Consider the following 14,261-nt stretch of genomic DNA (forward strand, 5'->3'; position numbering starts at 1 on the left):
CGGAAACCGTGGAGGTTGATCAATCATGTGCGGAATCGGCGGCGAGCTCAGGTTCGACGACCGGGCGGCCGACCCCGAGGCGGTCCGGCGGATGCTGCCGTGCCTCGAGTCCCGCGGGCCCGACGGCGAGGGCTTGTGGCACCGCGGCGGGGTCGCGTTCGGCCACCGCCGCCTCAAGATCATCGACCTTTCCGAGGCCGGCGCCCAGCCGATGACCGACGAGCAGCTGGGCCTCACGCTGGTCTTCAACGGCTGCATCTACAACTACCGGCAGCTGCGCGAGGAGCTGCGGGGCCACGGCTACACGTTCGCCTCGACGTCCGACACCGAGGTGATCATCAAGGCGTACCACCGGTGGGGTGCCGACTGCGTGCAGCACTTCCTCGGCATGTTCGCCTTCGCGATCACCGAGCACGCCACCGGCACGGTCATGCTGGCGCGCGACCGGCTGGGCATCAAGCCGATGTACCTGGCCGAGACGCCCGGGCGGCTGCGCTTCGCGTCGACCCTGCCGGCACTGCTCGCCGCGGGCGACGTCGACACCTCGATCGACAAGGTCGCGCTGCAGCACTACATGACGTTCCACTCGGTGGTGCCGGCGCCGCGCACGATCCTGTCCGGCATCCGCAAGCTGCCGCCGGCGACCGTACGCATCATCCGCCCCGACGGCACCAGCACCTCGACGGTCTACTGGGAGGCCTCGCACACCCGCGTGCAAGCCCCGTCGAGCCGCGAGGAGTGGGCCGAGGCGATCCACGCCGGGCTGCGGACGGCCGTGCAGCGGCGCATGGTCGCCGACGTGCCGGTCGGGGTGCTGCTCTCCGGCGGCCTCGACTCCTCGTACATCGTGGCGCTCCTGGCCGAGCAGGGGCAGCGCGGGCTGACCACCTTCTCCATCGGCTTCGAGTCAGCGGCCGGCGAGAGCGGCGACGAGTTCGCGTACTCCGACATCATCGCCAAGCAGTTCGACACCCGGCACCACCAGATCCGCATCGGCAGGGACCGGTTCCTGCCCGCGGTGGCGCGCACGGTCGCGGCGATGAGCGAGCCGATGGTCAGCCACGACTGCATCGCCTTCAACCTGCTCAGCGAGGACGTCTCGAAGCAGGTCACGGTCGTGCAGTCGGGCCAGGGCGCGGACGAGATCCTCGCCGGGTACAGCTGGTACCCGCCGCTGGCCGACGTGCCCCGCGACGCGGCCGCCGACGCGTACGCGAGGGAGTTCTTCGACCGGCCGCACAGCGAGCTGGCCCGCCAGCTGAACCCGGAGTGGTTCCTCGCCGAGGACGTCAGCCGCGAGTTCGTCGCGGCGAGCTTCGCCCGGCCCGGGGCCACCACGGCGGTCGACGCGGCCCTACGGCTGGACTCGCAGGTGATGCTCGTCGACGATCCGGTCAAGCGGGTCGACAACATGACGATGGCATGGGGGCTGGAGGCGCGCGTACCGTTCCTGGACCACGAGCTCGTCGAGCTGGCGGCGGCCTGCCCGCCGGAGCTCAAGCTGGCCCAGGGCGGCAAGGGAGTGCTCAAGGACGCGGCTCGCGGGGTCGTGCCCGACGAGGTGATCGACCGGACCAAGGGATACTTCCCGGTTCCCGGTATCCGGCACCTCGAGGGACCGATGCTGGAGCTGGTCCGCGACGCCCTGCACGCACCGGCGGCCCGCGCGCGGAATCTTTTCCGGCAGGAGTACGTTGACGCGCTGCTGGCCGACCCGAACACTGCCCGTACGACCCTCGGGGCGAACCAGCTGTGGCAGCTCGCGCTGCTGGAGATGTGGTTGCAGGACAAGGGAATCTAGCCACGCCGAAGGAGGACCCCCATGACCGGTCAGCTCAACCGTGTCGATGTCACCGTGCTGCCCGCCGGGTGGCAGACGGTGGGGTCCTACCCCTCGGAAGTCAGCGGCAGCTGGTCGCCGGCGCTCTCGCCGGACGGCCGGCACGCCGCGTACGTATCGGACCGCAGCGGCACCCCCCAGGTCTGGGTGCAGCCGGTCGGCAGCGACCTGACGTTCCTGGTCGACACGGGTGCCGAGCCGGTGCAGTCGGTGCACTGGTCCACCGGCGGCGGCTGGCTGGCGTGCGTGATCGCGCCCGGCGGCGCCCCGCGCACCGAGGTGTGGCTGGTGCGCCCGGACGGCTCGGCGCTGCACCAGGTCGCCGGCTTCGGCGCCGACACCGCCGAGAACGTCCGCTGGCTGCCCGGCCGTCCGCTGCTCGCGGTCACCGAGAACCTGAGCACCACGGTCCTCGTGGACGCCGAGCACGGCACCCGCGAGGTCGTCGCCGAGGGCGACTTGATCTCGCTCTTCGACGTCTCGCCGGACCGCCGCCGCGCCCTGCTGCGGCACGGCGCGCGCAGCCACCGGTACGTGGTCGTGCGCGACCTGCTGACCGGCGTCGAGGAGTACGTCACCAGCGGCGAGCAGGCCTGCTTCGGCCCGGACGGCTCGGTGTGGGCGCGCAGCGACGCCGGCGAGCGCCCGGTGCTGCTGCGTACGGCCGCCGGCGCCGCCGAGATCCTCGCCGAGGCGCCGGACGCCGAGGTGGAGTCGTTCGCGCTGACCGCCGACGGCTCGCGCGTCGCCGTGCTGTGGAACGCCGACGGCGGCCTGTCCCGGCTGACCGTGGACTCCGCAAGGTCAGCCTTCAGTCCGTTTGTGGGTGGCGGTGGGGTGGTTGGACGGGTCGAGCTGCCCGGCACGGTCGTCTCCGGACTCGCCTGGAGCGCCGACGGCAGCACGCTCGCGTTCACCGCGGAGGCGCCCGGCCAGCCGCACGGCGTGTGGACCTGGGACGGCGAGCTGCACCCGGTCTCCGTCGAGCCGCCCACCCCCGGAGCGGTACGCCCCACCCTGCGCCGGTTCGCCTCCCACGACGGCCTCGAGATCAGCGGCTGGCTCTTCGAGCCGGCGACGCCCGGCCCGCACCCGGCCGTGCTGTGGCTGCACGGCGGCCCCGAGGCGCAGGAACGCCCCGGCCACGGGCCGCTCTTCCAGTCGCTGGTGGACCGCGGCATCGCCGTGTTCGCCGCCAACGTCCGCGGCTCCTCGGGCTTCGGGCGCAGCTTCGTCAACGCCGACAACGGCGCGCTGCGCTGGGCGGCCGTCGCCGACGTCGCCGCGTGCGTGGACCACCTCGTCACGACCGGCGTGGCGGACCCCGGCCGGGTGGGCTGCATGGGCCGCTCGTACGGCGGCTACCTGACCCTGGCCGCGCTGACCACGTACCCGGAGCTGTTCGCGGTGGGCATCGACGTCTGCGGCATGTCGAACTTCGCGACGTTCTACGAGCACACCGAGCCGTGGATCGCGGCCGCCGCGGTCGCCAAGTACGGCGACCCGGTCCGCGACGCGGAGCTGCTGCGCGAGCTCTCCCCCATCACCCGCATCGACCGCCTCCGCGCGCCGCTGATGGTGGTGCACGGCGAGAACGACAGCAACGTGCCGGTGATCGAGGCGGAGCAGGTCGTGGCGGCGCTGGCGGCGCGCGGGGCCGAGCACAAGTACCTGCTCTTCCCGGGCGAGGGCCACGAGCTGCTGCACCGGACGTCGCGCGCGGAATACCTGCGCGAAACGGTCAGCTGGCTCACTCACCACCTGCGCGTTCCGTCGCTGCTGAGCTGACCGGCGGCCGGGGTCGCCCGTTCGAGATCCCGTGACCGGGCACACGCCCGAATTGTGACGCTCACCGTTGGCGATCGCCGTCCGTCCGCGAAAGGGTGGGAGGCACGCGAGCGGACGAGGTGGGGTTTTTCATGCGAGGCGGTGCCCGTGCCTGGGCGGTATGGGCCGTCGGGCTCTCCGCGTACGTGGTGGCTGTGCTGCACCGTACGTCCCTCGGGGTCGCGGGTCTCGACGCGCAGGCGCGGTTCGGCATCGGCGCGAGCGCGCTGGCGTCGTTCGCCGTGCTGCAACTCCTCGTGTACGCGGGCCTCCAGGTCCCCGTCGGCGTGCTGCTAGACCGGTTCGGTTCGCTGCGGCTGGTCGTCGGCGGCGCCCTGGTGATGGCCGCCGGGCAGGCGCTGATGGCCTTCTCCGACGGCGTCAGCGGGGCGATCGCCGCCCGGGTGCTCGTCGGCGCCGGCGACGCGATGACGTTCATCAGCGTGCTGCGGCTGGTGCCGCAATGGTTCCCGTCGCGGCGGGTGCCGGTGGTCACGCAGCTCACCGGCATCGTCGGCCAGGTCGGTCAGGTGCTCAGCGCCGTACCGCTGGCGGCCCTGCTGTCCGGGGCCGGCTGGACCACCGCCTTCATCTCCGCGTCGGCGGCCGGGGTGTTCGTCGCCATCGTGGCGATGGTGGCGCTGCACGACACCCCGGACCGGCGGATCAACGCCGGTGAGGCGGTGACGGCGCGCCGGCTCGGCTCGGATCTCGCCACCGCGTGGCGGCATCCCGGCACCCGGCTGGGGCTGTGGACGCACTTCACCACCCAGTTCCCCGGCACGGTGTTCGCCCTGATGTGGGGCTACCCGTTCCTGGTGGCGGGAGAGGGCCTGTCGCGCGGCACGGCCAGCTCGATGCTCACGCTGTTCGTGCTCGTCGGCATGGTGGGCGGCCCGCTGCTCGGTGTGCTGGTGCAGCGCCACCCGTTGCGCCGCTCGTGGCTGGTGCTCGGGGTGATCGCCGCGAACGGGCTCGGCTGGGGTCTCGTCATCGCATGGCCGGGGCGCGCCCCGCTGGCCCTCCTGCTGGTGCTCGTGGTGGCGCTGGGCCTCGGCGGCCCGGGTTCGATGATCGGGTTCGAGTTCGCGCGCACGTTCAACCCGCCGAACCGGCTCGGCACGGCCACCGGCATCGTCAACGTGGGCGGGTTCGTGGCATCGCTGACCACGATCCTGCTCGTCGGGCTGATTCTGGACGCGCGCACGGGCGGCCGCGCCGGCTACGACATCGCCGACTTCAAGGTGGCCATGTCCGTGCAGTACGCGATCGGCGTGATCGGCGTGCTCGGCATCTTGCGTACCCGCAAGCTGGCCCGGCAGCGGCTGGCGGCCGAGGGCGTACACGTCCGGCCGCTGCGCGAGGTTCTGGCCGAAAGAGGCTGGTTTAGCGCGCAGCGCCTCGGTAAAGGGTGAGGTTTCGCGCCCGGCACGGGCGCGTCACGAGCAGGCTCGGGCAGAGCCTTGATGTGAGGAGGACATGAGCGAGCAGGCACCGGACCGGTTGTGGTCCGGCATCCAGATCACCAAGGTCGTCGCCGGCACCCTCGCGGCGGTGGCCGCCGCAACGCTGGGCTCCTTCCTCGGAGTCGCCGGCACCCTCGCCGGCGCGGCGCTGGCCAGCGTGGTGGGCTCCGTCGGGACCCAGCTCTTCGACAACTCCCTCAAGCGCGGTACCAAGACCTTGCAGACGGTCGCGCCGACGTTCATCAAGGCGCCGGCCGCAGTGGGCACCCCGGCCGTCGCCGCCGCCACGGAGGAGGAGAAGCCGTCGCAGACCGTCCCCCAGCCGGAGCAGGGGCGCTTCTCGATCCGATGGAAGCCGATCTTGCTCGGCACGGCCACGATCTTCCTCCTGGCCATGGGCGCGATCTTCGCCGTCGAAGCGATGGCCGGACGCTCGCTGACCTCCGTGACGACGGGACATGACCCGGGCGGCGGCAGCACGTTGACCAGCGTCTTCTCCCGAGACGACAAGGACGGCAAGCCGACCCCGTCGCCGTCGGAAACCCCGGCGCCGGGGGAGTCGTCCGCCCCGGACAGCTCCACCAGCCAGGCCCCGGAGCCGGGCGCCACCACGGGCACGCCGGAGCCCACCGGCACCACCACGGCCCCGGCCGAGCCCACCACCGAGCCGGCCACCGAGCCGGCTACCGAGGCCCCGCAGCAGACGGACCCGCCGGCCGGCGGCGACCAGCAGCAGTTCGACCAGCAGGAGCAGCAGCAGGACCCGACCAGCGAGTAGGAGGGCGTCACCATGAACGTCACCGAACTGCTCACCGAGGCGTACGGCCGCCTGCCGGACCTCGTCCGGGGCGCGGTCGACGGCCTCACCCCGGAGCAGCTGCACAGCCCGCCCGCCGAGGACGCCAACCCGGTCGGCTGGCTGGTCTGGCACCTCACCCGGGTGCAGGACAGCCACATCGCCGAGCTTCTCGGCGAGGACCAGCTCTACGTCACCGGCGACTGGGGGCCCCGCTTCGGCCGCACGTCCGACGCGCACGACACCGGCTACGGCCACTCCGCGAAGGACGTCGCGGCGGTCCGCCCGGAGAACACCCGGGCGCTGCTCGACTACTACGACGCGGTGCACGCGCGCACGCTGGCGTACCTGGAGGGTCTCAAGCCCGAGGACCTCGACCGCGTCGTCGACGAGAACTGGGACCCGCCGGTCACCCTGGGCGTGCGCCTGATCAGCATCCTGGACGACGACGTCCAGCACGCCGGCCAGGCCGCCTACGTGCGAGGCCTCCTTTAAGTACGCCCACAGCAGCGTCTACGCCTGCGGCGCTCCCGCACTCCCGACCGGGGTGCCGGGGGCGCCGCCGTCGTTACGCCACCTGCGCCGCGCACAGTCCCCGGCCGCCACGACAGCGCTGGCTCCCGCGGGCCACACCCCACAGTGCGGGGACCCGGCCGGGCACGGCAGCGGAGCCGCGCCGACCCGCGCCCGGCGAGATCATCGGCGCCCACGCGGCGGAGCACCACACCCAGGATGGGCAGCACGGGCAGCGACGCCCGAACGAAGCGCCGTCGAGGTGACCCCACATGACGACGGCGGCGATGGCCGCGACGTAGGCGACCATGGCGGGGTGCCGGCCGGCCCGCGAGCCGGAACCGCCGTCTCCCGCTCCCTTCGTGGTTCGGCACGGCCGCTCCACCGGCTCCGGACGACGGCCCGGAGCCGGTCAGCGGGAGGACGGCTCCGCGATCGGCAGCTTCACCAGGAACCGGGTGTCCCCCGGCCGGGACTGCAGCACGATGTCGCCGCCGTGGCCGTTCACCACGATGCGGTACGAGATGTCGAGGCCCAGCCCCGTCCCCTCGCCCACCGCCTTGGTGGTGAAGAACGGCTCGAAGACCCGCTTGCGCAGCTCCTCGGGGACGCCGGGGCCGGTGTCGCCGATCGAGACCACGACGTGGCCGTCCTCGCCGTACGTGCGCAGCGTGAGCGTGCCCGCGCCGTTCATCGCCTGGACCGCGTTGTCGATGATGTTGGTCCAGACCTGGTTGAGCTCGGCGGGGTGGGACGGCACCTGCGGCAGGCTGCGGTCGTACTCCTTGACGACCTTGATGCCCTTGCCGATCTTGTGGCCGAGCATGACGAGCGTGCTGTCCAGGCCCGTGTGCACGTCGATCCACTGGTGGGCCGCGCGGTCGAGCTGGGAATACTGCTTGGCCGCCGACACCAGCGAGGAGACCCGGCCGGTGGCGTCCTCGATGTCGCTCATCAGCTGCTCGGTCTCCAGCGCGTACCCGATCCAGTGGATGGCCTGGTCGAGCAGCTCGCGCGAGCCGACCTTGGCCTCCATGTCGTCGAGGCACGCGACGTCGAGGCCGCCCTGGGCGAAGACCGGGGCGAGGTCCCACCCGCCGGTGACGTTGCGCTGCTCCATCCAGTCGCCGAGCTCGTCCTCCCGGTCGGCGGCCTGCATGGCGGTCAGCTCGGGCGCCTTGGCGGCCCGCTCGATGACCTCCTCCTGCAGCTCGACGAGCGCGTCGAGGCGGTCCGGGTCGACCTTGCCGGCCGCGAGCATGCCCAGCTTGTGGCGCATCCCGGCGACCCGCTGGCGCAGCGCGCCGGTGGCCCGCGACGCCGCCGCGGCCGGGTTGTTGAGCTCGTGCATCAGGCCCGCGGACAGGGCGCCGAGCGCGACGAGACGCTGCCGCTCACTGATCGCCGCCTGGGTGCTGCGCATACCCAGCGCGAGCCCCTCGAGCAGGTGGATCGCCATGGGGAACCACTCGCGCATCATCCAGCCGAAGTCGGCGGCGGACAGCACGAAGAAGTCGGCGTCGTCCAGCGCCCGCATGGACGCCATGTACGTCCGCTGCACGCCCTCGTCGCGGATGTACGCCTGCGTCGCCCCCATGTACACGCCGCGCTGCTCCGTACGCGAGGTCTGCACGTCGTCCTGGCCGACCCGCCGGGTGAGCGCGATCGTGCCGCTCAGCAGGACCAGGAAGATCTCCGCGGGGTCGCCCTCGCGGATGACGAGCGAGCCCGCCGGGGCGTGCATGGTGCAGCCGTGGTCGGCGATCCACGTGAGCTGCTCGTCGGTCAGCTTCTCGAACAGGAACAGCGTCTTGAGCTCGGCGAGCGTCAGCTTGCCGGGTTCACAGGGCTGGAGCTGAACTTCCTCGGTGTCGCTCATCTACTGTGCCTCCAGGTAACGATGGACCAGCGTGACGGCCATCGCGCCCTCGCCGACCGCCGAGGCCACCCGTTTGACCGAGTTGGCCCGGACGTCGCCGGCGGCGAAGATGCCGGGAACACTGCACTCCAGGTAGAACGGATCGCGGTCGCGGTCCCATCCCGCCGGGCGTGTGCCGTTCGTCAACAGGTCCGGCCCGGTGTAGACGAAGCCCTTCTCGTCGCGGGCCACCGCGTTGCCGAGCCAGTCCGTACGCGGCTCCGCGCCGATGAACACGAACAGGTAGCCGCACTCGACCGTCGTGGTGAGGCCGTTCTTGCCGTCGCAGATCGTGATCGCCTGCAGGTGCCCGTCGCCCTGCGCGCCGACCACCTCGCAGCGGGTTCGGACGCGGACGTTGTCGATCCGGTTGAGCTGCTGGATCAGGTAGTACGACATCGACGCCTCGAGCGAGTCGCCGCGGACCAGCAGGGTGACCGAGCGGGCGTACCGGGAGAAGAAGAGCGCTGCCTGCCCGGCCGAGTTCGCCCCGCCGACGATGTAGACGTCGCTGCCCGCGCAGGACGGCCCCTCGGTGGACGCGGACCCGTAGTAGACGCCGGAGCCGGTCAGCTCGGCGATGCCGTCGGCGGCCAGCGGCCGGTACGCGACCCCGGTGGCCAGCACCACCGAGTGCGCCGACACCTCCCCGCCGTCGGCGAAGGTGAGCGTACGGGCCGAGCCGTCCAGCCGCAGCCCGGTGACCTCACGGGTGTTGAGCACCTCCGCCTCGAACTTGCCCGCCTGCCGCCGGGCCCGATCGGTGAGCTGGGCGCCCGAGATGCCGTCGGGGAAGCCGAGGTAGTTCTCGATGCGGGAGCTCTGCCCGGCCTGCCCGCCGACCGCCTGCCGCTCCACGAGCAGCGTCTTGAGGCCCTCGGAGGCGCCGTACACGGCGGCGCCGAGCCCGGCCGGCCCGCCGCCGACGATGATCAGGTCGTAGAAGTCGCGGTTGGGCGCGGTGGACAGCCCGGCCGCCTCGGCCACCTCGGAGGTGCTCGGCTGCGCCAGCGCCCGGCCGTCGGCGGTGACCACGAGCGGGATCGCCTCCGGGCCGACCCCGGCGGCCTCCAGCAGGCGGCGGCCCTCCGGCTCGTCGGCGCCGAGCCACTTGTACGGCACCAGGTTGCGCGCCAGGAAGTCACGGATCTGGTACGACGGCTCGCTCCAGCGGTGCCCGACGACGCGGATGTCCTCGAGCTCGCGGTCGCCGGTGGCCTGCCACGCGTCGAGGAGCGCGTCGATGACCGGGTAGAGCTTCTCCTCCGGCGGGTCCCAGGGCTTGAGCAGGTAGTGGTCGACGTCCACCACGTTGATCGCCTGGATCGCGGCGTCGGTGTCGGCGTACGCGGTCAGCAGCGCCCGCCGCGCGTTCGGGAACAGGTCCATCGCCTGCTCCAGGAATTCGATGCCGTTCATCTGCGGCATCCGGTAGTCGGCGAGAATGACGGCGACCCGCCCGCCGCGCAGCTTGATGTCCTTGAGCGCCTCGAGCGCGTCGGTCGCCGAGGACGCGCGGATGATCCGGTGGTTCTCGCCGTAGCGACGGCGCAGGTCCCGCGCGATGGCCCGGGAGACCGAGGGGTCGTCGTCGACGGTCAGGATGGCGGGATGACCCATGGAAGTCCTTACGCTCAGCCGTAGGTGAAGGTGGGCGCGTCGGCGACCTTGAAGGCCACCTCGTCCTGGTAGCACCACCACCAGTCCTCACCCGGCTCGTACGACTGCACGAGCGGGTGGGACTCGGCGTGGAAGTGGGCGGTCGCGTGTTTGCCGGGCGAGGAGTCGCAGCAGCCGACGTGCCCGCACGTCATGCAGACGCGCAGGTGCACCCAGCGGCCGCCGGCGGCCAGGCACTCCACGCAACCCTGACCGGACGGCGTGATGTCGTTCGCCTGGTCGAGGTGCGTACAGGCGGGCTCGGTCATGAGGGTGTGCCTCCGGTGTCGATGGAGTTCTCGAGGCGGGGTTCGGGTGGGGCGGCGAGCACGTCGGCGTACTCGGGGTGGCGGTCCAGCCAGCCGGCCACGAACGGGCAGGTGACCAGCACGGGGGTGGCGCGCCGGCGGGCGTCCTCGAGGGCTCCCGCGGCGAGCCGGCCGGCGAGCCCGCGCCCCTCGAAGGCCTGGTCGATCTCGGTGTGGGCCAGCTCCACGCGCTCGCCGCGCCGCCGGTAGTGCAGCACGCCGGCCAGTTCGCCGCCGAGCAGCACCTCGTAGCGGGACTGCTCGAAGCTGTCCACGACCACGGCGTCCGACGGGTCGCCGCCGCCGACCTGGGCGCTGCCCTCGACCCGCAGCTTGCGCCGGGCCCGCTCGTAGAACGAGGTGCGGCCGAAGCGGATGACCTGCGCGGCGGCCGGCACCGGGATGATCCGCAGGTGGTCGCCGGCGCCCGCGTAGCCCTGGATGATGCCGTCGACCTCGATGGCGAGCCGGCCGCTGGTCGCCGCCACCTCCAGCTCGAGGTGCTCGTCGGGCGAGAGCATCAGCGAGCGGTTGAACGACGAGTGCGCGGCGGACGCGCTGACCAGGATGCCTTCCACGTTCGGCGAGACGATGGGCCCGCCCGCCGAGAAGCTGTACGCCGTCGAGCCGGTGGGCGTGGCGACGATGACGGCGTCGGCCGCGTACCGGACGAAGTTGCTGCCCTCGACGGTGATGCCGACGTGGGCGAGCCCGTCGCCGGGGACCCGGACCAGCGCGATGTCGTTGAACGCGGAGACTTCCTTGCCGTCGGGCAGCACCGTGCGCACCGCCGTGCGCGACTCGACGGTGAACTTGTGCTCGTCGATCGATGACAGCGCGCCGGCCAGATCGGGCAGGTCCACCTCGGCGAGGAAGCCGAGCCGGCCGACGTTGACGCCGAGCACCGGGGTCTTACGCCCCTCGACCAGCCGCATGGTGCGCAGCATGGTGCCGTCGCCGCCGAGGCTGACCAGCAGCCCGGCCCGCTCGACCATCTCCTCCGCGGAGACCGCGACGGCGTCGCAGTCGATCCGGGTGATCTCGTCGTGCAGACCGAGCACCGTCACGTCCCGGGAGGCGGCCCACTTCACGATCGCCTCGATGGCCGAGCCGCAGTCCCGCCGGGGATGCAGGACCAGCCCGACGACCTTGACCATGCCCATGCACACACCTCACGGCTCTCGCGGACCCGTCCCCCGACGGATCAGCGTTCAGCCTGACACGTTCGACGGGCAACTGCGAGGGCGCGTACGGGCGGGTCGGGCGCTACGAGGCCAGCTCGACGGCGATCGGCGTCATGACGCTGACCCATTCGTGCTGATCTCCCACGGCACCCGGCTGGATGAGCGGATAAGTGGCCAGCGTCCGCAGCAGGCCGGCGGGCGCGTACCCCCGCTGGGGATCGCCGAGCAGCACGGTGGCGCCGCGGCGCATCGCCCGGCCGAGGAACGGCAGCATGCGGGCGGCCATGTCGCCGCTGTAGAGGCAGTCGCCGGCCAGCACGAGATCGACGTCACCGCCGTCGCCGCCGGTCAGGTCCTCGTCGGAGATCCGGATCGGCACGCCGTTGGCGTTGGCGTTGGCGTGCATCGCGGCCACCGCGTACGCGTCGATGTCGTTCGCCACCACGTCGGCGGCCCCGGCCTGCGCGGCGGCGATGGCGACCAGCCCCGATCCGGAGGCCATGTCGAGCACCCGGCGCCCGGCCACGAGGTGCGGGTTGTCCAGGACGTACCGGGCCAGGCCCTGCCCGCCGGCCCAGGCGGTGGCCCAGAACGGCGCGGGCAGGCGGTGCCCGGCCTCGGCCTCGAGGCGCGCCCACAGCAGGACGGCGTCCTCGGCGAGGAACAGGTGGACCTCGGGCACCAGTGGGGGCGCCTGCAGACGCAGCGCGTCGCTCTGCGGGGCACGCGCGGGGGACGAGGCGTTGCGCAGCAGTCGCCGCTGGAGCGGGCTGTGCGTGTCCGCCGGATACGGAGCACCTGTGTAGGTCTTCACACGCCTCGATTCTCGTACGGCAAGGAGCCGGGCCGGCCCCGCGGCAACCGGGACGGAAACGACAAACGCCCGGCAGGGTTTCAGATACCCACCAGGCGCCGGCAAATATGCGAAGTCGGAACTGCGACCTGGCAACGCTACCACGCGTGACCGGGGCCGGAATCTCTCAACTTTCTTGACAGAGCTGTTAACTATCGACAAACTCCGATGCTAGAGAGCGCTCTCCTTCCACGATTCCCCCAGATCAGCGAAGGACTTCCCCCATGTCCCGTGCTCTGAAAGCGCTCGGCCTCGGCGCCGCAGCGCTCACCGCCATCGGCCTCCTACCGGCGCCAGGCCTCGCCGCGGCAACACCCGCACCCGCCGCACCCGCCGCGGCACCCCGGTTCGACATGGCCCCGGGCATGGTGGCCGCCATGCGCCGCGACCTGCGGCTCACCGACGACCAGATCGCCGCCCGGCTGGCCACCGAGGCCGCGGCGCCGGTCGTGGAGAAGCGCCTGCGCGCGAAGCTGGGCGCGGCCTTCGCCGGCGCCTGGATCCCCGAAGGTGCGGACCGGCTCACCGTCGCGGTCACCGACGCCCGGCAGGCCGCGGCGGTGCGCACGGAGGGCGCGCTGCCGAAGGTCGTCGGCCGCAGCGCGGCCGACCTGGAGACATCCCGCGCGCGGCTCGACCGCAACGCCGCGAAGGCCCGAGGTACGGCGATCCGCGGCTGGTACGTCGACGTCGCCTCGAACTCGCTCGTGGTCATGGCGAAGCCGGGCGCGTCGGCACAGGCGCGCCGGTTCGCGGCGGACAGCGGCGCCGGCCCGGTCACCGTGGTGGACGCCGCCGAGCAGCCCAAGCCGATGTACGACATCCGCGGCGGCGACCAGTACGTCATCAACGGCAACACGCTGTGCTCGGTGGGCTTCGCGGTCGCGGGCGGCTTCGTCAGCGCCGGTCACTGCGGCGGCGTGAACAGCCCCACGCTCGGCTACAACAACGTCTCCCAGGGCACCTTCGCCGGCTCCTCGTTCCCCGGCAACGACTACTCGTGGATCCGGACGAACGGCAACTGGACCCCGCAGCCGTGGGTCAACAACTACTCCGGTGGCAACGTTGTCGTCGCCGGCTCGCAGGAGGCCGCGGTCGGCAGCTCGGTGTGCCGTTCCGGGCGTACCACCGGGTGGCGCTGCGGCACGATCCTCGGCCGCAACGAGACCATCGTGTACGCCCAGGGCTCCGTCTCCGGCCTGGCGCGCAGCAACGCGTGCGCCGAGCCGGGCGACTCGGGTGGCTCGTGGATCTCGGGCAACCAGGCCCAGGGCGTCACCTCCGGCGGCACGGGCAACTGCTCCTCCGGCGGCACGATGTGGTTCCAGCCGGTCAACGAGATCCTCGGCGTGTACGGCCTCTCACTGACCACCAGCGGCGGTGGCTCCAGCACCAGTTCGGTGGTCAGCAACTGGAACAACAAGTGCATCGATGTACCGAACGCGAACTTCTCCGACGGCGTGCAGCTGCAGATGTACACCTGCAACGGCACCGCCGCGCAGAAGTGGACGTTCGTGAACGGCACGCTGCAGACGTCCAACAACAAGTGCATGGACGTCGCCTGGGGTTCCACAGCGAACGGCGCCGCAATCCAGATCGTCAACTGCAGCGGCAACCCGGCGCAGCAGTTCGTCCTCTCGGCCGCGGGTGACCTCGTCAACCCGCAGGCGAACAAGTGCGTCGACATCAAGGAGTGGAACGGCAACGACGGCGCGCTCCTGCACCTGTGGGACTGCGTGGGTGGCGCGAATCAGAAGTGGCGCCGCGCATAGGTCACAGCGGAAAAGTGTTATCGCCCGCCGGTTTCGCGATGTGCGACCGGCGGGCGACCCTTCGTGTCCGCGATCCCTTACGGAACCTTTAATGATCGTCTTAAAAAACCGGCGGCACGGTAAAC

The 14,261-nt window shown here is 71.9% G+C and carries 11 protein-coding genes; 6 read left to right on the forward strand and 5 right to left on the reverse strand.

Annotated elements, in window-relative coordinates:
• Positions 1–25 precede the first annotated feature (25 nt).
• The 5 genes from AB0K03_RS03105 to AB0K03_RS03125 all read left to right on the forward strand — a co-directional run bounded on the left by AB0K03_RS03105 (position 26) and on the right by AB0K03_RS03125 (position 6,424).
• Entirely contained in the window at positions 26–1,801 is a 1,776-nt protein-coding gene (locus tag AB0K03_RS03105) for an N-acetylglutaminylglutamine amidotransferase (protein WP_364679693.1), read from the forward strand.
• 21 nt (positions 1,802–1,822) lie between these two features.
• Positions 1,823–3,628, forward strand: a complete 1,806-nt coding sequence (locus tag AB0K03_RS03110) for a S9 family peptidase (RefSeq protein ID WP_364679695.1) — start codon at positions 1,823–1,825, stop codon at positions 3,626–3,628.
• A gap of 131 nt (positions 3,629–3,759) precedes the next feature.
• Positions 3,760–5,082 carry an MFS transporter gene (locus AB0K03_RS03115; protein ID WP_364679697.1) on the forward strand — a complete coding sequence of 441 codons (1,323 nt, stop codon included), beginning with the start codon at positions 3,760–3,762 and terminating at the stop codon, positions 5,080–5,082.
• 64 nt (positions 5,083–5,146) lie between these two features.
• Positions 5,147–5,911: a hypothetical protein gene (locus AB0K03_RS03120; protein WP_364679700.1), complete on the forward strand. Its 765-nt coding sequence runs from the start codon at positions 5,147–5,149 to the stop codon at positions 5,909–5,911.
• 12 nt (positions 5,912–5,923) lie between these two features.
• Entirely contained in the window at positions 5,924–6,424 is a 501-nt protein-coding gene (locus tag AB0K03_RS03125; RefSeq protein ID WP_364679702.1) for a mycothiol transferase, read from the forward strand.
• Between the two features lie 430 nt (positions 6,425–6,854).
• Here AB0K03_RS03125 and AB0K03_RS03130 read toward each other — a convergent pair whose 3' ends face one another.
• The 5 genes from AB0K03_RS03130 to AB0K03_RS03150 all read right to left on the reverse strand — a co-directional run bounded on the left by AB0K03_RS03130 (position 6,855) and on the right by AB0K03_RS03150 (position 12,325).
• Positions 6,855–8,321 carry an ATP-binding protein gene (locus AB0K03_RS03130; RefSeq protein ID WP_364679705.1) on the reverse strand — a complete coding sequence of 489 codons (1,467 nt, stop codon included), beginning with the start codon at positions 8,319–8,321 and terminating at the stop codon, positions 6,855–6,857.
• Positions 8,322–9,980: an FAD-dependent oxidoreductase gene (locus tag AB0K03_RS03135; RefSeq protein ID WP_364679707.1), complete on the reverse strand. Its 1,659-nt coding sequence runs from the start codon at positions 9,978–9,980 to the stop codon at positions 8,322–8,324.
• 14 nt (positions 9,981–9,994) lie between these two features.
• On the reverse strand, positions 9,995–10,288 hold the full coding sequence (locus AB0K03_RS03140; RefSeq protein ID WP_364679710.1) for a UBP-type zinc finger domain-containing protein: 294 nt from the start codon (positions 10,286–10,288) through the stop codon (positions 9,995–9,997).
• A complete protein-coding gene (locus AB0K03_RS03145; RefSeq protein WP_364679713.1) occupies positions 10,285–11,490 on the reverse strand; it encodes an NAD(+)/NADH kinase in 1,206 nt (401 codons plus the stop codon). The genes AB0K03_RS03140 and AB0K03_RS03145 overlap by 4 nt, the downstream gene beginning before the upstream one ends.
• A gap of 103 nt (positions 11,491–11,593) precedes the next feature.
• Positions 11,594–12,325 (reverse strand): 50S ribosomal protein L11 methyltransferase, encoded by a 732-nt coding sequence (locus AB0K03_RS03150; protein WP_364679715.1) that lies wholly within the window; start codon positions 12,323–12,325, stop codon positions 11,594–11,596.
• 263 nt (positions 12,326–12,588) lie between these two features.
• Between AB0K03_RS03150 and AB0K03_RS03155 the strand changes: the two genes are divergently transcribed.
• Positions 12,589–14,136, forward strand: a complete 1,548-nt coding sequence (locus tag AB0K03_RS03155; protein WP_364679716.1) for a ricin-type beta-trefoil lectin domain protein — start codon at positions 12,589–12,591, stop codon at positions 14,134–14,136.
• Positions 14,137–14,261 lie beyond the last annotated feature (125 nt).

Origin of the sequence: Actinoplanes sp. NPDC049316 (assembly GCF_040677315.1) — a bacterium.
GTDB lineage: Bacteria > Actinomycetota > Actinomycetes > Mycobacteriales > Micromonosporaceae > Actinoplanes.

Bases quoted from the DNA above. Each gene is read 5' to 3' on its own strand.
- AB0K03_RS03125 (WP_364679702.1), top strand. From the start codon at position 5,924: ATGAACGTCACCGAACTGCTCACCGAGGCGTACGGCCGCCTGCCGGAC.
- AB0K03_RS03140 (WP_364679710.1), bottom strand. From the start codon at position 10,288: ATGACCGAGCCCGCCTGTACGCACCTCGACCAGGCGAACGACATCACG.
- AB0K03_RS03115 (WP_364679697.1), top strand. From the start codon at position 3,760: ATGCGAGGCGGTGCCCGTGCCTGGGCGGTATGGGCCGTCGGGCTCTCC.
- AB0K03_RS03135 (WP_364679707.1), bottom strand. From the start codon at position 9,980: ATGGGTCATCCCGCCATCCTGACCGTCGACGACGACCCCTCGGTCTCC.
- AB0K03_RS03120 (WP_364679700.1), top strand. From the start codon at position 5,147: ATGAGCGAGCAGGCACCGGACCGGTTGTGGTCCGGCATCCAGATCACC.
- AB0K03_RS03110 (WP_364679695.1), top strand. From the start codon at position 1,823: ATGACCGGTCAGCTCAACCGTGTCGATGTCACCGTGCTGCCCGCCGGG.
- AB0K03_RS03105 (WP_364679693.1), top strand. From the start codon at position 26: ATGTGCGGAATCGGCGGCGAGCTCAGGTTCGACGACCGGGCGGCCGAC.
- AB0K03_RS03155 (WP_364679716.1), top strand. From the start codon at position 12,589: ATGTCCCGTGCTCTGAAAGCGCTCGGCCTCGGCGCCGCAGCGCTCACC.
- AB0K03_RS03130 (WP_364679705.1), bottom strand. From the start codon at position 8,321: ATGAGCGACACCGAGGAAGTTCAGCTCCAGCCCTGTGAACCCGGCAAG.
- AB0K03_RS03145 (WP_364679713.1), bottom strand. From the start codon at position 11,490: ATGGGCATGGTCAAGGTCGTCGGGCTGGTCCTGCATCCCCGGCGGGAC.